This window comes from Legionella pneumophila subsp. pascullei (assembly GCF_900637585.1).
Lineage (GTDB): Bacteria > Pseudomonadota > Gammaproteobacteria > Legionellales > Legionellaceae > Legionella > Legionella pascullei.
Window position 1 is genome coordinate 2,661,085 of the sequence record NZ_LR134380.1, and the last position, 17,091, is coordinate 2,678,175.

Genomic DNA, 17,091 nt, shown 5'->3' on the forward strand with positions numbered 1-17,091 from the left:
CGGCTCATTAAAAGCTTGTGAAATTTTTACTTGAATCATAAAACTATGTCAAGCGAGTTCAGGTATTTTAAAATGAAGTGAGTTTAAATGATACTAATTGAAATATAAAAAGCACTTTTGTCCCATTTGCCCCACCAGCATATTATGGGGTGGGAACGCTAAGAACCCAGAAGTGGTAAGGGTTTCCCACTTGTCCCCTTCGTCCCTCTCATTTTTATAATCCATAATAGACGAACTTATAATCCATATTGGACGAAGTTAAAATCCACTTTAGACGATAGTTTGGCTAACCAATTAAGTTCAAAAACAAATAATTTCCCAACACAAATTAAATGTCGCATGAATAAACCACACAATCATTCAACCTTTTTCATTATTTATTTCATGATTTACTTGGTCGCTTTAGGATCTCAATCGATGTTCCCGATCGGTAACATTTTTATTTAATATGCAAAAAAACATCCTATTATTACCGATCGGGAATATTTTCTGGAATTTTCTTCAAATAGGGTATAAAATTACCGTACGGGAACATTATGAGAAAAATGATGATTCAATCCTCAGAAAATATAGGACGTTATATTCGCAAAGTTCGTAAAGAACTTGATGTTACTCAAAAAGATCTAGCTTTAACTGCCGGAACTGGATTACGTTTTATTATTGATTTGGAAAATGGAAAGCCCACTTGCCAAATTGGAAAAACACTGCAAGTACTGCAAGTACTAGGGATTCAACTCAACTTATCTCATACTGAGTTTGAAAATGAAAAATCATAACTTGGATGTCTATCTTAACCAAATACTAGCAGGTCAATTAAGTATTGATGCGCATGGCGACATGTCTTTTGTCTATGATGATAGCTATCTTGAAAACAAGAATAATTCCCCTTTATCACACTCGCTTCCCGTTAAAAAAACCCTTTATTCAATGCAGCAATGCCGACCGTTTTTTAGTGGTCTATTACCCGAAGCCCATATGCGTACTGCTATTGCTCGTCAATTGGGTATCAGTGAAAAAAATGATTTTGCCTTATTAGCCGCTATTGGAGGTGAATGTGCTGGGGCTGTGATGATATTGCCTCAAAATACCTCCATAGTTCAGCTAAAGCCAGACTATAAAATTATTCAAAAAAAGGACATATTAGAAATACTGCAAACCATGCACCAAAGACCTATGATAGTCGGTGAGGATGGAATCCGTTTATCCCTTGCTGGAGCTCAGGACAAACTCCCAGTAGCTATTATTGAAGGAAATCTCGCAATACCAATGAATGGTGCACCCAGTACTCACATTTTAAAACCAATCAATCGAGACTTTCCCACCCTAATTGAAAACGAGTGTTTCTGCCTTAACCTGGCTCAAAAAATTGGATTAAATGCTGTGGATGCAGTCATCCATTACGCTGATGATACTCCTTATCTGTTGGTTAAACGTTATGATCGGATTGAGACAGAGCAAGGAATCCAACGTCTTCATCAAGAGGATTTTTGTCAGGCAATGGGCATAAGCCCTGAGATGAAATATCAGCGAGAAGGTGGCCCCCAAATTAGTGAGTGCTTTGGTTTGATAAGAGAGATATCAAGTCTCCCTGTCTTTGACATTAAAGAATTATTACAAGGGATTCTGTTTAATGTGATTATTGGCAACAATGATGCACATAGCAAAAACTTCTCTTTGCTCTATCATGGTTCTAAAACTCGTTTAGCACCTTTCTACGATATGATTTCAACCGTATATTATCCTACTCTTTCTAGTAAAATGGCGATGAAAGTTGGTAGTAAATATGATTTTGATGGCCTCTTCCCACGTCACTTTACACAAATGGCAGAAGAGGCTCTTTTATCTGGCGCCCTAGTACGTAAAGAAGTCTTGAATCTAGTTAGCAAAATTCAAAAAAACATAACGCCTAGCCCATTTACCAGCATCATTTTGCAGCGTGCTGACAAATTATTTCAAAGGTTCCAGAAGTCTTCAGCAGAATAATCTTTATAATAATAGTTAGGGACGTCAAATACATTCAACTTAACTCCGCAGTTTCCATCATATACTCAAGTATAAAATTAGTAACCTGCTGCATTGGCTTACGCAAACGCTCAACATCTTTCATGATATATCCTGCTGTAACATCATTGTTCATTTTATGATTAAGCAATCGCTTCAAGGCATAAGCAGGTAAATCAAGACTATCTGCAATAGTGGCGAATGTTCTTCTTAAATCATGCAAAGTAAATGGTACGCCAGATAACTCAACCACCCTATTCACCGCTTTTTTAGGCTCATAGATATAACCGGTTTTACTTTCAGCTGGGAAGACAAACTCACTGGTTTTATTCCTACTTCTGCGTTCCATTAATTCATAAACAAAATCAGACATAGGCAGTGTATGGATTTCGTGGTTTTTGGTGTCTTGCAGAGTGATAGTTTTGGATTTGAGATCTATATCCTCCCAGCGCAAAGAGGCTGCTTCCATTTTTCGCATGCCGGTGAATAAGAGTAATAAAAAATAATCATGCCACAGTAAGGCATTGCGGTAGTTATTAGTCTCCACCAATACGATGACTGCCTTATACCAGTCAGCTAATTGATGCGGTTTGATCACTGTTTGTTTGCGATCCACTCGATACCATGCCCGGGTATGCGATAGGTATTTGACTGGGTTAATAGTAATAATTGGATGACCATTGCCATCTTGATATTCATACATGGCGTAATTAAAAATGGCTCTTAATACCCTCATGGCATTATTGGCACGTGCTTTACTATTTGCCTGACCATGCTTGCTATGACGTTTGGCAATCATTTCTCGGGTGATATTCACCAACGGTTTATCGAGCCAGTCAGGTACAACTTCATGCAGCACACATTGGTAATCGTTTAAGGTGCGTGGCTTTAAATCTTTTCTTGCTTTGAGGTAGTCATTCAACACCTGTTGTAAAGTCATGGCATGAACTTTTTTGGTTTTCTTCTCAGCAATTGGATCATCACCTCTGGCAACACTACCTAAAAGACTCTTGGCCTGTTTTCTCGCTTCTTCAACAGTCAGGTTGCCATATTTGCCTAAAGTGACTCTTTTAACCTTCCCACTGATTCTGGTTTCAACGATGAAACTTTTAACACCACCTGAGGTGATTCTTAAAGCAAACCCTTTTAGATCATTATCACGATAAAACGTTTGGGTCTTTCCAGAAATATGCTCGAGTTTATCAACGATAGTTTTAGTTAATTTGATTCCATTTTCGGTTGCTGCCATTTTCACCCCTAAAATTCCATGTAGACGCCATGTAGACAGTTTATTTAAAACCAAATATTTGTCAATAAAATTAAAAATAGCTTAATATCGTTGATTTTAAAGGGTTTTTAAAAGAATTTAAAAATTGATAAAAGTGGCTAAAACCCCTATTTTACAGACTCATAATCCGTTGGTCCTAGGTTCAAGTCCTAGTGGGCCCACCAATAAAGTCCTTTAAATTCAATAAGTTACAATTGATTCTCCAACCCCTCAAAAACCATTGTGGGGATTTTGTGGGGCACAGTAGATACAAACTCATAAACTAACTACCTTACGTCTCTGAGCTGTATCTTTTTCTTTTCTATTATTTGGATTACGAAGCAACGTGAGAACCACCCCACTTTGTTGCTTTTCGCAAACCTTGTTTCCAGCTTCATATAGATTCTGCAATTCAGCTGATGAGTAATGCGTTGTAATACGACCTGAACGATGCCCCAGCAGATCTTGCCTGTCTTCAAAGCTAACTCCAACAGAACGTAATGGCTCTTCCCCATTTCCGGGGGCACTAATCAAGAACACAAAACTTTAACCCTTAACCTGTAATTTTCAAAATTTCTAAACCCATAAGCACGCCGTTGAATCAGTTTCATCTTACGATGAAAGCCTTCAGTAATGCCGTTGTTTTTAGTAAACCGCCACATTCTAACCACTTCTTCCCGCCATTGATATAATGTTTTACCTAACGTTTTGAGTGATTCAAAAGGGCTTTCCTTCAGACTGGCAACCAATTTAAGAAAGAGAGGTATTAAACGCGTACACTGTTTTGCGGTACGATGTTTTCGCATGAGAAGCCGATGTAATCGCTGTTTAAAGTAATATATTGCAGCAATGACAGGCTGCTGTTGCAAATAACGTTCTCGTCTATTGAGTCGCTTTACCGTGAGATTATTAGGATTAGTTCTCAATGCGGCCAAGAGGCCTCGCTGATACTTTATTTCGGGATCAATCTGCTGATAAGTCTGCAAACAGAATTGATTCAATAAACGAATCACATGAAAGCGATCGGCAACAATCATGGCATTGGGAAAGTAATGCCTGATCAACTTGCGGTAACTCGAGCTTAAGTCAATACAGACTACCTGTACCTTCTCTTTTCCTTCCAAGGTATTAAGATAGCTCTCTAAGTCCTTTTCTGAGCGTCCCTCAACTACATCAAATATTTTATGTTTGGCCAAGTCACAAAAGGTTGTAGCATAACCCACCTTTCTATTAAATAAATGCTCATCAAGTCCTAATACTCGGGGGCAGGAACGAGTAGCTATCTTCTTATAGCGAAGCTCATAACCGTAATGATACCAGCGCTCTACCGTCGATTTACCCAGCTTTAAGTCGCGCGCCAAATCCTTTTGACTGACTCCTTTGCTATGATAGTGAAACACCTGTTTACGCAAACTCTCGCTGGCTCTTTGATACTTACCTATCCCCGGAAAGCGTTGATTAAAATAACGTCCGCAAGGAGGACAATAATATTTATGGGCTTTGATGCACAAGTAGCTGCGACGTAAACCAATAGACTCATGACGTATACGTCTTATAAAACTGTCTTTTACGCGTAATTTCTTATTACCACAATGAATACAACGAACAACACAACGATAGTTTACTTCAATATAAACCGGGATAAACCGGGTTCTCTCCGCTCACTTTTTTAATAGAATATCCTGGCAAATTTAGGATACAATCTTTCTTAGGCATTTTAATCTTCCTTTTGACCGTCAAATCAAAGGGTTAGTCTAGACTAACTTGATTAAAATGCCCCCTTTGTTGGGGTAGAGCCTCAAGAATTAACAGAATTATAAAACAACTCTACGATCAAGAAGCAAAAGGCAAGATCTGACCCCGTATTCCGTGCTCCGTATTCTCGACTAATTCACCTTACTGCATAAAAAGCAATTTTGACATGTTTTCTCCTGAAGTAGCGCACCAAAAAATGTTAAGCGCATCTTCATGTTGCAAGGGTTTGATAATACAACCAGACGTATCTAAATCAATTGAAGCAAGCTTTTCTTCCGTATTGTAAGCGCCAGTAAGCAGAAACACTTTAACATTTATAAAATTAAAGTCCTTCCTTAATTTTTTTAAAAAATCAAGTCCATTCATTTTAGGCAAATTAAGATCAAGCAATATAACTCTAGGATTGATTTTAAGCTGACCATTTAATCCATATAACATATCAAGTCCCTGCTCCCCATCCTTAGCAATAACAATGTTAATTGGTTTTTTGGTTTTTAGAAATTCACGCTGCATTGCAATAATATCAGCTTCATCATCTTCTATATACAAAATATCAACCTTCGTAACCATATTAAAACTCCCTGCCGTTTAACAGCTTAACTGGAGTTATAAATTCTCTTTTATTATATATAAGTATAATACATACTTAGATAATATGTTGTTCTGTGAAAATACATAAAGGGGGCAGATCTTGCCTTTTGCTTGAAAAAATTGGTAAATATTTGAGGCTCCACTATTCAAGAATTAACAGAATTATAAAACAACTCTACGATCAAGAAGCAAAAGGCAAGATCTGACCCCGTATTCTGCTAATTAAAAACTGCTCCTTAATAACCACTGTATTTGCGAATGGAGCCTTTTTAGTATTAGAAGCACAAACTTGCCCCTTGTGTTGGACTGCACTGGTATAGCGAGCCCTACGTATAGAATAAATATGAAAAAATCTATTGCTCAAATTTTTTTACTTTATACCACTTTTAACATTCCAATAGGGCTCGGTTGGGCCGAATCTATAGTAGTTGAAACATCTTCAATTTCTTTACCCTACCCTGCGACAACAGGCCCTCTTGTTGTTAACTCTAATCCGTTTGATATCGAAGCAGGCGCACTCGGAAATATTTATATCAACGGCATCATAAGCGGTCTTGGCCTATGGCAGAATAATCCTGTAGCAGGAAATCCCAACTCACTGCTCGATTTGGATAATGGCCAGCTTTTTATTCAGAATAATAAAGGTTTGTTGCAGTTTTATGTTCAGGCGGGTGGTCATTCTTTACCATCTCTTGGCACTACTTATCTACGTATGGACGATACGACTCGTGATTTTTTCGGTCCCGTTCCAGTGGCTTTTATCAAATTGGTTCCTAGTGATAATTTTTCGATAATGGCAGGCAAGTTATTCACACTTATCGGCGCTGAAAGTACCTTTACCTTCCAAAATTTTAATATTGAACGTGGCTTGCTGTGGAATCAGACTAATGGGGTTAATCGCGGTGTGCAAATAAATTACAACCAAGGGGCTTTGAGTGGCTCGGTTGCTATAAGCGATGGTTTTTATTCGGGACGGCTTAACTGGCTTTCAGGGTTGGTGACTTATGCTATTAATTCAAAAAATAGCTTAAGCATAGTTGCTTCCGGCAACATCAAACATGACAACGAATCCACTTTAGTAACTCCATTGGTTCAAAATAACAGTCAGATTTATGATTTGATTTATTCTTATACATCCGGCAGATTGACGATAAGTCCTACATTACAATTTACTCATGTCCCAAAAGATCCAAGTATTGGTCTACTGGACTCAGCATCGACTTATGGCGTTGCCTTAGCGACAAAATTTGCTTTCAATACCTATTGGAGCATTACTGGTCGCGCCGAATATATTGACACAACAGGTGGGACCAACGTGGCCTATGGTCCTGGCAGTAATGCCTGGTCGCTAACACTAACACCAACCTACCAACGAGGCATCTTTTTTGCGCGCGGTGAGGCATCCCTTGTAGTGGCGGATAATATTATTGCGGGTTCAGCCTTTGGTGAGGATGGTACAAACCACTCGCAAGGGCGGTTGCTTATTGAAACAGGAGTGTTGTTCTAGAAGGGGTTGCACTATCGACAACATTAATGAATCATCGGGGTCAGTAATGAATCATCGGGGTCAGATCTTGCCTTTTGCCATCAACGATATTTCCGAGCGAAAGGCAAAATCTGACCCTATAACCTGTAAGATTCTCCTATCTTTCCCAATTGGTGATTTTCATGAGTCAATAAGTCGCATCTTCACTTTTATTTGATATTCATTTGGTTAACTAGGAGGTGATGTTATAGGGTAAAAGACAAGACTCGATCCCATTGCCTTTTTGAAAAAACAAGCCAGAGATCACTTTTAATGATTAATTAATAAGCTATACTAAAAAAGAACATCATTTATCTTACTTTGGAGATCCCATCATTGATTTAACTGATGGAGAGGCGCATGAAATATGCATTTATTGGATTATTATTTTGTGGATATATTGATATCGCAGTGGCGGATGAACCCTATGTCACTAAAGGGATTGATGCTGGTATAGAACAATATGATGACAAGATCTCAGAAAGTTCATTTTATAACGCTTGTCTTTTGACCTGTACACATTCAGAAAACCTAGACTGCCCTGATAAGTGCAAAAAAATAGCGAAGGACAAAGCAGCGGAAAAAAAATCGAAATGAAAAACAATAAGTAATCTCGGAACAATCTAAAGCACATAAAGGGGTAAGATCTTGCCTTTTGTTTGAAAAAAATTGGTAAATATTTGGGGCTCCACTATTCAAGAATTAACAGAATTATAAAACAACTCTACGATCAAGAAGCAAAAGGCAAGATCTGACCCCGTATTACGTTTGACTAACACCCTCTGTATGATGGTGAAACACCTCTTTACGCAAGCTTTCTGTGGCTCGCTGGTATTTACCTACCCCCGGAAAACGCTGATTAAAATAGCGTTTGCACCCATAGCACTGAAATTTATGCGACTTGATAATTAAATAGCTATAACGCAACCCTATCGATTCATGACGTATCTTGCGTTCAAAGCTATCCTTCTTTCTTAATCGCTTTTCATTACAGTAAATACATCGCACTACTCGGTTATAACTCACTTGTATATAAACAGGATTGTTTCCTGTCACCTTGACTATTGAGTAGCTAGGTAAATTTAGGATAATATCTTTTCTCGGCACTTTAATCCTCTTTTGATTGCGGAATCAAAGACTTAGATTACTATAATCCGATTAAAGTGCCCCTTCATTTGGGGTAGAGCCCAAATCCTTTTGACTCACTCCTTTGCTGTGATAGTGAAATACCTGTTTACGCAAACTCTCGCTCGCTCTTTGATACTTGCCTATCCCAGGAAAACGCTGATTAAAATAGCGACCACACGCAGGACAATAATATTTATGAGCCTTGATACACAAGTAACTGCTTCTTAATCCAATCGACTCATGACGTATGCGTCTTATAAAACTGTCTTTTTTACGTAACTTCTTATTACCACAATGAATACAGCGAACAACACAACGATAAGTTACTTCGATAAAAACTGGGTTTTCTCTACTCACCTTTTTAATAGAATATCCTGGTAAATTTAGGATACAATCTTTCTTGGGCATTTTAATCTTCCTTTTGACCGTCAAATCAAAGAGTTAGTCTATACTAACTTGATTAAAATGCCCCCTTATTTGGGGTAGAGCCAAAACTTATAAACGATAAAATAAGGAGCAAACTATTGAAAAACGAGGCTATTGAGAAGATTTTGAATCACCAATTGATTGATTTGGATTTACCGGCACTTCCTGCAAAACATAATCATCATGGCTGGGAGGCTTTATATCGACTTTATTTTCCAGAAATGCCAGAGGTAAATACGAATTTTTATAATGCCTTTAGCAAAGCCTACGCACAGATTTTCCGTGACGGGCTTAATTCATCACCCATGTTGCAATATCGTTCGAAAGCTGTTAGAAGCGATAAACGGCTTGTTTATCATGTGGTATCTTTTTGTGGTAGTGAACTAAAATGGGCTGATGACCTCCTTCAAAATGATAAGGAAACGGTATTGGCTGCGGTTGAATCCGATTGTAACGCATTAGAATTTGCCTCTCCTTTGATGCAAGACGATGATGATGTAGTATTTAAAGCCATAGGGAATAAACGAGGCTTTGCAATACGGTATGCTTCTCCACGTTTGAAAGAAAATAATGATATGTGTCAATCTGCCGTTGAAGAAAATGGTTTGGCATTGGAACATATTCCTAGCCAACACAGGGATCTTAACTTATCTCTACGCGCATTACGCTCAAATTTTTTTGCGTCATTGTATTGTACTGCGAATGTAAGAAAAACAATTGAATACCAGAAAGTGCATGAGCTGACCGATTATCAAGAAAGGAATCAGCTTATTACTTTCTTTCTCGCCAAGAGCTCAGCGACGAAAAATGCCCGCAAGACTATTACCGCAGAGGAACCTAACGAGTCCATAGAAACATTAGACTTGTAATTAAGCAGATTAATTTTCTATATTTAATCTGAATTAGTTTTGATTTAATCTGCCCATAGTCCCGTAAAGCATGCAAGGCAAGCTAGGAGCGTTCAGGGTCAGATCTTGTCTTTTGCTTTTTTATTTTAAGAAGCAAAAAGCAAGATCTGACCCTAGTCCCGCTAGTGACCCTAGTCCCGCTAGTCCCGCGCTTTGAAAAAAGATAAATTTAAAGAATTTTTGATTAATGAAGCTCGGTTATTATTATCCGAATTGATGACGTTATTTGATGGTAAATCAGAACAGGCGGAGTTTTATATTTAAGATTTGAGAGTTTGCAGGATGAACAAAGCAAAGTGTGTCCACCGGGACAAAATTGGGCTATGATCGGTAGGCACGTCAGTGGGTTCCTTTGTCCATCCTATATATCTGGTAAATTAGCTTTTAATCAATTCAAAAACGCTTATAGGCATTCATGTCGAAAAAATAATAGCTAATATTATAATTTTTTTTGTTCACATCAAAAGCATCTTCAACTAGATAATATTGCCAGGAATTAGCAGCAGACCCTGTATCTGAGAGAGAGGTTTGTATACATAGATAAGATTTATCGCCTTTATTTATTCTCCACCACTCAGAAAAACGAAGAATTGGGATATCTGGTTTAACACTTGGATTCATCGAATAGTTTTTAGCTGTTGCTGTACTTATTTTTTTATTTGCAATTATTAAATAAGGTTGGTCATCACAAACTACCGCTCCATAGAGCTGACCATTAATTTCAGAATCGAAATGATTTCTACAACCTGGTTCATTATCTTTAGTGCTGCCAAACCCATCAAGTAAGGTCATGGTTATAGAATCATTGGCTGGCTTACTGTTTTTACATGATTGTAAAAATTCTACTGGGGGCATAGCCAATACAATAGAGCTTATGAATATACAACTTAAAATTACAACCAATTTTTCCCTTAAATACATTGCGTTTCTCCTGCTTCAAGCGCCTCTTTAGTGTACTTCCAAAATATAGTTTTATTGATGCCAGATGTTGAAATATAAGTATATTCAAAATACTTATTATTTTTTCCTCTTCTTTGTAATGGTGGTAGTTCAATTACAGAAAGAACATTATGATTTTTATTAGCAAGCTTAAATCTTGCTTTATATCTATAAGCATTTTCTCCATTTACCTTCAAATCAACTCCATCCCCAAAACATGCCCCATTTGAATAATCAGTTCCATCGTTTAGAGCATTCCTGGAAGCTTTATACGCTAATTCTACCCCTGAGGAATCGATTCCACATATGATATTGTAGTAACGCTCATTCCTTATCTTGGGATCAGTAGCATAAGCAAAATTTTTATCTTTTAATATCAGTTCATTAATACTCTTAAATCCCATTGCTTTCATTCTTCTTCGGGCAGCACTTGCAATACCTGCCATTTCTTTATAATCGTTAGACCAGTGCGACTCGCCATAGGCTAAAGCAGCCAACGCTTGCTCTTCTGAAATATTTTCTGGATCGGGGATACAAGGCAAATCCTGACGTATGCAGTATTCCTTGTTTTCAGACAGTGTCCAACTTGCATCAGGACAAACAATAAAATTCAGACAATAATTATGCGGAACATTAAAATAAGCATTTGTTCCATCAGAGCAATACCATGTATCTGCTCCGATAACCATATTGTAAGAAGTGCTTGAATAACACGCCGGTTTTTCATTTTTCGAGGGTACTACGCCCCAAAAATACTGCTCGCCTGATAAATTGCAAGCTCCATGATAATCTGAGCCAATGACCATCTCGCCAGTTCTTGGATTATTGATGATGTATATTGCTTCAACAGGATAAGTGAATAGAGAAATACTATTCACTTTTTCGCTATATGCATTACTAGATAACAAGCTGAACAAAAACATCAGTACAAAAAAAACATCCATCATATGAAACCGCAATCAACTTTATTTCTCTAGATATATAGTGAAATAAAATTCATTTTTAAAAGCCAGAAAAAACAAGAGCCTCCGAAGAGGCTCTGCGCCCTAGGAGAGAAGTCCTAGGGGAAGTAGTAAATTAATTACTACTAAATATTCGTCAAATCACCATGATATTTAATGAATTATCCCCCTCAATATGCTTTAGCAAGAAGTTAGCAACCTGCTGCATCGGCTTACGCAACCGCTCAGCATCTTTCATAATATATCCTGCTGTAACGTCATTGTTCATTTTATGATTCAGCAAGCGTTTTAAAGCATAAGCAGGCAAATCAAGGCTATCCGCGATAGTCGCAAAAGTTCTACGAAGATCAGGCAAGGTAAATGGTACGCCAGACAACTCCACTACCCTATTCACTGCTTTTATAGGTTCATAGATATAACCTGTTTTACTTTCAGCCTGGAATACAAATTCACTGGTTTTATTTCGGCTTCTGCGTTCCATTAACACATAGACAAAATCAGACATAGGCAAGATGTATTTCTTGATTTTTGGGTTTATTCGCGCCTAATTTGAAATCATTTTGTTTAAATCAGATTGCAATATAAAATCTTTAAACAATTGATGTATATAAAGAACGCTTTTTTCTTTGTGATATACCATATAATACTCATTATCCACATTAAGCCAATCAGGTAATACCTTAACCAAGGTTTTGTGTTTCAAAGCATCTGAACATAAATAGTAAGGCAGAAAGGCAATACCATGATGAAGGCATGACATTTTATGCAAAAAAATTAAGGAATTACTTTCTATTACAGGATTTTTAACATGTATTTTAAATGCCTCTTCCTCCTTTTTTAAAAGCCAATCAGGCAAGGAGCTATGTTTTAGCAGCTGATGATTAAACAAATCTGCTGGACTTTTGATTGGTGAATTATTAGATAAATATTCAGGGGAGGCGACTAAGCATCGTGGCACTGCTCCAATATAGCGGGATACTAATCCCGAGTCAGTCAATTTCCCGGTTCTAAAGGCAAAATCAATGCCCTGCTGGGTTAAATCCACAAATTGATCGGTAATAATTAAACGAATCTTGATTTGAGGATAAAGTAATTTAAACTGATGCAATAAGGCAGGAAATAAGTCTAAACCTGAAATCTCAGGACAGGTAATAACCAGCTTTCCAGAAGGTGCCTTAGCGTATTCCCGCAAATGATTTTCAGCATGAATCACTTCTTTCAACATGGCTTGGCAATGTTCAAATAAGATTTCACCACCTAGAGTAAGACTTAAAGAACGCGTGGTTCTGTTAAGTAATTTTATATCAAGCTTACCCTCCAACTGAGAGATTTTTTGACTGACCCATGCTTTGGAAATCCCAGCCTCCAATGCGGCTTGAGTAAAGCTTCGCTTTTTTACTACTAATGCAAAAATTGCCAAATCATTTAGATTAAGTGAATTGTTTATCATAGCGAACAATGAGTTTATATTATTTGGTCTAATCAATTAATTGGCTAATCTATATCATTAACGCTTGATATACAATAACCAGGAGCTATCATGCGTTTTATAATAATTTTCATTTATTCATTGTTACTTAACCCCGTTTTTGCTGAAGTAATTCATTATCAGACCGATACTTTTGCAAAGATTGCGGCACAGTATAAGGAGTTAGGAGCGGATCCGAAGACCACTTTAATGGTGTTTGATTTGGATGACACATTAATTACCATGACGCAGCCCTTAGGTAGTGTTGGTTGGTGGGACTGGCAACATGAATTACAGAAACAAGGAGTAGATTCAGATAAATTATTCACTAAAGATTATCAACAATTAGTGCGCATCCAAAATATTTTATTTCAATTGGTTAAAATGGAAGTAACCGATGAATATGTACTGCCCTTTCTAAAAGACGCTGCAAATCAAGGCACAACCCTCATGGGATTAACCGCGCGTGGAAAAGAGCATTTAAGTGCCACGCTGATGCAACTTAAAGATAATCAATTCACGATAGATGATAAATTATTATTCAGAAAAAAAGGATTAAAATTAAACAACAATAAAACATCGGTAGCTGGTAATTTTCATTGCCCACAATTTAGTCGAGAAGTAGTTTATCAGCAAGGGATTATGTTTCTTGATGGAGAAGATAAAGGTGAAGCCCTACTTTGTATTCTAGCTAATACAAAACAAGATATTAAAACTATCCTTTTCGTCGATGATGCAAAAAGGAATATAGTATCTATGGATAAAGCCTTTGCAAATCGCGATGAGTTCCTGGTTTTGAATGTATTCTACACCAAAGAAAATGCCAGGGAGCTAGAAATTCAAACAAACCCACATCTGCAAGCACAAGTATTTGAGCAATGGAATTTTATCAAAGAGAACTTAAATAATGTCATTATTCAGTCAAATTTCTAAAACAACTAATATTTGTAGTTAATTCCTGCTATAAAAATTACAATATAATCAATTGCTAATTTTGGCATTGAGGGGCTCATAATCCGTTGGTCCTAGGCTCAAGCCCTAGTGGGCCCACCAATTTAATTTTAAAATCAATAAGTTAAACTTGTCCTTCCTAACCCGTTGCATAGAGTTCAAATCTCAAAAGTAGCATAGTTGCTTTTGATAATAATTCAAATCTATCAAGCAAACCTCCTTGCTTTTTAGCAGAAGGAACATGAATTTTTTCATTGTTTTAATATCGGTCCAAACTATCTCATTATTGAATAGTCATGTATTAAATACCTCTATGTTTAATACATAACAGTCATTTAGAAATAAATATTCCCCTAACCAACATGAGGTCAGAAGTATGTTGATAATTTTTTCTTCGCTTCGCATCATCAAACAATTTTCCATAGTTCTGCCCTTGATTCCTAGATACAACAGTATCAGATCTTTTAATTTGCTTGATGACTAATTCTAAACCATGCTTAATCGGCAGTGCAGAAAGCTCTTTGAGATATTCCCATAGCTTGCCTCTTAATTTTTTAAATTTAGGGGTTTTTAACTTGCCTGCCGAGTCACTCATCAATAAATATCCTTTTTGGGGATTACCTGAAAACATAAATCAATTTTTAAATACTACCAGCTTTCTCTATGACAAGTATTCTTGCAGCCCCTTTTGGATAAGCTACATGCTCACATCCTTCTTTCAAATAACATATGTCCCCACTATTTAATTCTTTTTGATTTTCTACACCACCCTCACGGTAGTGCATAATCACTTTTCCAGACAGCACAACAAAAACCTCATCCCCATCATTCTTATGCCAAATATATGGTTGATCCGCCCAATGAAGTCTAATGCTCGCATCAGATATTTGAGCAATATCTAATGCTTGCCATGCAAAATCGCCAGTAAATAATGATGATTTAATTATTTGCATATTACCTTACGCTTATTAAATTTTAGTGGTTTTAGACTCCTGCTGGCAGCCAGAACGAATAATTCTTTTTGCTCCGATTTCCCAACTAAATTATAATCACTTTCAACTTGTTCTTTCGATTCATGGCTTAGAATTAATAGACCAGGCATGGAAAAAAGGTCGACTGTTTTCTTAAGATACTTACCAGGTCGAACGTTAAGTTTAAGAGTTACAAAACTAATTAATTTTTTAATATACCCTAGATTTTGATGTTCATCTAATAAGTTGATCATCTACATCACCATTCATCCTCCAGAATTTTAATACTCATTATTAAAATTTCATTAAGACTTTTAAGAATACGCTAATTATTCATCGATAAAATGGCACGTATCAATTCAATAAGATTAAAAAATATCCACATTGAGGCGATGAATTTATTAAATAATTGTAAAATAGGAGTTATCCATGCGTAGCAGAACAGAAAAATTAAGCAGTAAACGTTCAATCATCAATCATGATCATTTAATAACTGATGAAACCTGTATGATAGGAATTTATAGAGAAGGGGGTGATTTATCAATTTATGCTGAATCATCTGAAGGAATTGAATATTTCTCTATAAATCGGGGAAACAGTTTTGATATGGTGATATTACCACATACTTTAGTTGGAACTTGGAGGCATCATCAATTACTTCGTACGGTGGAGCAAGCAGCACAGATTCGAGCATTAAGAATAAGATCTCATGATTACATCGAACAATCAGTCACCCGAACGGAACTTGAGCAATTCAAAGAGGTATTTGTGCTCGCATGCAAAGAGGAAATAAGCAATCAACCTGAAATTGAAGAGTATCTCCAAACCGCTTTGGGTAAGTTACATGGGGAACCAGAGATGACTTACAAACCAAAGTTCACAGAGCAATGCAGCATTCTCTAATTTTTATTAGAATAATCAGAGAAAAAGCTCAAGATTCAAAATCTTCGAGCTTTTTTAATATCCTTCATCAGTTCGATTAGTACCAGGCTTATTTGCAAACTGTATCGTTCTCAACTAACCTCAAACAAAAAGCCGTTAAAAATAGAGTAATTTAAAACCTATTAGGGTCCTATATATGGATGATGTTTTATGGATAAACTTAATCTCAATTTACTTCGCGCTCTGTATGCACTATTAACCTGCCGTCATCTAACACTTGCTAGCAAAAAAATGGGTATAAGCCAATCCTCAATGAGTATTTACTTGAAGCAACTGCGTGAGCATTTCCATGATGATTTGCTTGTACGTGGCCAAGGCAATATTATGCAATTAACTCCTTTAGCTAACTCGTTGATTGGTAAAGCCCGACAAGCTCTCTCACTGATTGAAACACTATTTAATACTATAGAGACCTTTAACCCCCTAATTTCAGAAAGAAGTTTCTCAATTGGCATGACTGATTTAATGTCTATTTTGTTGACTCCAAGTTTGATTAAACGATTGGAAAAAGAGGCTCCAGGAGTCAAGCTAAATATCAAACACCCTAGTTATTTAAATACGGTGGAAGTGTTTGAGTCCGATGATATTGATTTAATGATTGGTATGTTTGAGAGAGTCCCAGAAGGCTTAAAGCAACAAAAATTGTTTCAGGATGAAGCCGTCATCGTTGGGGGAAACATCCATCCAGGAATCCAAAAAGGGAAAATTTACATTGAAGAACTATTTAAGTACCCATTAATTCAATTTTCATTAAGAGAAACTCCTTTTTACAATTATTTCGATCGCTATTTACGTCAACTGGGACATGACAAACGGGTTTCTATTAGCTTAGGACAGGGGATCATGCCTTTATTTGTTCTTACTGACTCTCATTATCTTACATTAAGTATTCGAAAAGTAGCAGAAAAACTTTCCCATTTGATACCATTAAGTATTGCCTCTGTACCCTTTGAGGTTGACAGTTTTAATTGCTATCAATATTGGCACCAAAAAGATGATGCTGATCCTGGCCATCGTTGGTTACGGGAAATGGTTCTCAGTATAGCTAAGAAATCTTATCTAAAATAATCAGTTAAAACCCACTCTACGAACCAGCTATAGATTGATATAAAACACATATAATAATTAGATAATCACAGAAAAAGTCTCTTTTAATAGACCATGAACCAGGACTGGTATTACTAGCAAATCGCAAATAATAAAAACTAAATGGCGATAAAATGCACCCTGAAACCAGCATTATAAAATGTCCCCAAT

Annotated in this window: 17 protein-coding genes and 4 pseudogenes; 8 read left to right on the forward strand and 13 right to left on the reverse strand. The window is 36.8% G+C overall.

What is annotated here, in order from left to right; genetic code table 11:
• Positions 1 to 536: 536 nt before the first annotated feature.
• A complete protein-coding gene (locus EL201_RS11910; protein ID WP_172457045.1) occupies positions 537 to 776 on the forward strand; it encodes a helix-turn-helix transcriptional regulator in 240 nt (79 codons plus the stop codon).
• Entirely contained in the window at positions 763 to 1,983 is a 1,221-nt protein-coding gene (locus tag EL201_RS11915) for a type II toxin-antitoxin system HipA family toxin (RefSeq protein ID WP_027222467.1), read from the forward strand. The genes EL201_RS11910 and EL201_RS11915 overlap by 14 nt, the downstream gene beginning before the upstream one ends.
• A gap of 34 nt (positions 1,984 to 2,017) precedes the next feature.
• Here EL201_RS11915 and EL201_RS11920 read toward each other — a convergent pair whose 3' ends face one another.
• From EL201_RS11920 to EL201_RS11935, 4 genes and pseudogenes are all read right to left on the reverse strand, one after another.
• Positions 2,018 to 3,250 carry a tyrosine-type recombinase/integrase gene (locus EL201_RS11920; RefSeq protein WP_027222468.1) on the reverse strand — a complete coding sequence of 411 codons (1,233 nt, stop codon included), beginning with the start codon at positions 3,248 to 3,250 and terminating at the stop codon, positions 2,018 to 2,020.
• A gap of 294 nt (positions 3,251 to 3,544) precedes the next feature.
• A pseudogene (locus EL201_RS11925) lies at positions 3,545 to 3,769 on the reverse strand (site-specific integrase); the annotation flags it as partial.
• 29 nt (positions 3,770 to 3,798) lie between these two features.
• Positions 3,799 to 4,984, reverse strand: a pseudogene (locus EL201_RS11930) (ISL3 family transposase).
• A gap of 180 nt (positions 4,985 to 5,164) precedes the next feature.
• On the reverse strand, positions 5,165 to 5,593 hold the full coding sequence (locus EL201_RS11935; RefSeq protein ID WP_027222470.1) for a response regulator: 429 nt from the start codon (positions 5,591 to 5,593) through the stop codon (positions 5,165 to 5,167).
• Between the two features lie 364 nt (positions 5,594 to 5,957).
• Here EL201_RS11935 and EL201_RS11945 point away from each other — a divergent pair, with 364 nt between their 5' ends.
• Together EL201_RS11945 and EL201_RS11950 are read left to right on the forward strand one after the other, a co-directional pair.
• Positions 5,958 to 7,121, forward strand: coding sequence for an outer membrane beta-barrel protein (locus EL201_RS11945; RefSeq protein WP_050598289.1), 1,164 nt, complete (start codon positions 5,958 to 5,960; stop codon positions 7,119 to 7,121).
• A gap of 378 nt (positions 7,122 to 7,499) precedes the next feature.
• The gene (locus tag EL201_RS11950; RefSeq protein ID WP_027222472.1) at positions 7,500 to 7,736 is read left to right on the forward strand and encodes a hypothetical protein; all 237 of its coding nucleotides are present in this window, start codon (positions 7,500 to 7,502) and stop codon (positions 7,734 to 7,736) included.
• 171 nt (positions 7,737 to 7,907) lie between these two features.
• Here EL201_RS11950 and EL201_RS11960 read toward each other — a convergent pair.
• Both EL201_RS11960 and EL201_RS11965 read right to left on the reverse strand, forming a co-directional pair.
• Positions 7,908 to 8,246, reverse strand: a pseudogene (locus EL201_RS11960) (transposase family protein); the annotation flags it as partial.
• A gap of 81 nt (positions 8,247 to 8,327) precedes the next feature.
• Positions 8,328 to 8,675, reverse strand: a pseudogene (locus EL201_RS11965) (transposase family protein); the annotation flags it as partial.
• A 116-nt stretch (positions 8,676 to 8,791) separates the two neighbouring features.
• Here EL201_RS11965 and EL201_RS11970 point away from each other — a divergent pair.
• Positions 8,792 to 9,562, forward strand: a complete 771-nt coding sequence (locus tag EL201_RS11970; RefSeq protein WP_011947271.1) for a DUF4116 domain-containing protein — start codon at positions 8,792 to 8,794, stop codon at positions 9,560 to 9,562.
• Positions 9,563 to 9,994: 432 nt separating this feature from the next.
• Here EL201_RS11970 and EL201_RS11980 read toward each other — a convergent pair whose 3' ends face one another.
• The 4 genes from EL201_RS11980 to EL201_RS11995 all read right to left on the reverse strand — a co-directional run bounded on the left by EL201_RS11980 (position 9,995) and on the right by EL201_RS11995 (position 12,952).
• Complete coding sequence (locus EL201_RS11980; protein WP_027222474.1) at positions 9,995 to 10,522, reverse strand: hypothetical protein; 528 nt, start codon at positions 10,520 to 10,522, stop codon at positions 9,995 to 9,997.
• Positions 10,513 to 11,418, reverse strand: a complete 906-nt coding sequence (locus EL201_RS11985) for a hypothetical protein (RefSeq protein WP_231955060.1) — start codon at positions 11,416 to 11,418, stop codon at positions 10,513 to 10,515. Before EL201_RS11985 ends, EL201_RS11980 begins: the two co-directional genes overlap by 10 nt.
• A 220-nt stretch (positions 11,419 to 11,638) precedes the next feature.
• Positions 11,639 to 12,007 carry a site-specific integrase gene (locus EL201_RS11990; RefSeq protein WP_027222476.1) on the reverse strand — a complete coding sequence of 123 codons (369 nt, stop codon included), beginning with the start codon at positions 12,005 to 12,007 and terminating at the stop codon, positions 11,639 to 11,641.
• A 39-nt stretch (positions 12,008 to 12,046) separates the two neighbouring features.
• A complete protein-coding gene (locus tag EL201_RS11995) occupies positions 12,047 to 12,952 on the reverse strand; it encodes a LysR family transcriptional regulator (RefSeq protein ID WP_011947275.1) in 906 nt (301 codons plus the stop codon).
• Positions 12,953 to 13,042: 90 nt separating this feature from the next.
• Here EL201_RS11995 and EL201_RS12000 point away from each other — a divergent pair, with 90 nt between their 5' ends.
• Positions 13,043 to 13,903, forward strand: a complete 861-nt coding sequence (locus EL201_RS12000) for a DUF2608 domain-containing protein (RefSeq protein ID WP_011947276.1) — start codon at positions 13,043 to 13,045, stop codon at positions 13,901 to 13,903.
• 349 nt (positions 13,904 to 14,252) lie between these two features.
• Here the strand turns inward: EL201_RS12000 and EL201_RS12005 are convergent, their stop codons facing one another.
• From EL201_RS12005 to EL201_RS12015, 3 genes are read right to left on the reverse strand one after another with little or no spacing between them, the layout of a single operon-like run.
• Positions 14,253 to 14,516: a hypothetical protein gene (locus EL201_RS12005; RefSeq protein ID WP_231955063.1), complete on the reverse strand. Its 264-nt coding sequence runs from the start codon at positions 14,514 to 14,516 to the stop codon at positions 14,253 to 14,255.
• Between the two features lie 46 nt (positions 14,517 to 14,562).
• Positions 14,563 to 14,874: a cupin domain-containing protein gene (locus EL201_RS12010; RefSeq protein ID WP_011947278.1), complete on the reverse strand. Its 312-nt coding sequence runs from the start codon at positions 14,872 to 14,874 to the stop codon at positions 14,563 to 14,565.
• Complete coding sequence (locus EL201_RS12015) at positions 14,865 to 15,146, reverse strand: hypothetical protein (RefSeq protein ID WP_050598290.1); 282 nt, start codon at positions 15,144 to 15,146, stop codon at positions 14,865 to 14,867. Before EL201_RS12015 ends, EL201_RS12010 begins: the two co-directional genes overlap by 10 nt.
• Before the next feature lie 175 nt (positions 15,147 to 15,321).
• Between EL201_RS12015 and EL201_RS12020 the strand changes: the two genes are divergently transcribed.
• Both EL201_RS12020 and EL201_RS12025 read left to right on the forward strand, forming a co-directional pair.
• Positions 15,322 to 15,795, forward strand: a complete 474-nt coding sequence (locus tag EL201_RS12020; protein WP_027222478.1) for a hypothetical protein — start codon at positions 15,322 to 15,324, stop codon at positions 15,793 to 15,795.
• Between the two features lie 189 nt (positions 15,796 to 15,984).
• A complete protein-coding gene (locus tag EL201_RS12025; RefSeq protein WP_027222479.1) occupies positions 15,985 to 16,902 on the forward strand; it encodes a LysR family transcriptional regulator in 918 nt (305 codons plus the stop codon).
• Positions 16,903 to 17,091 lie beyond the last annotated feature (189 nt).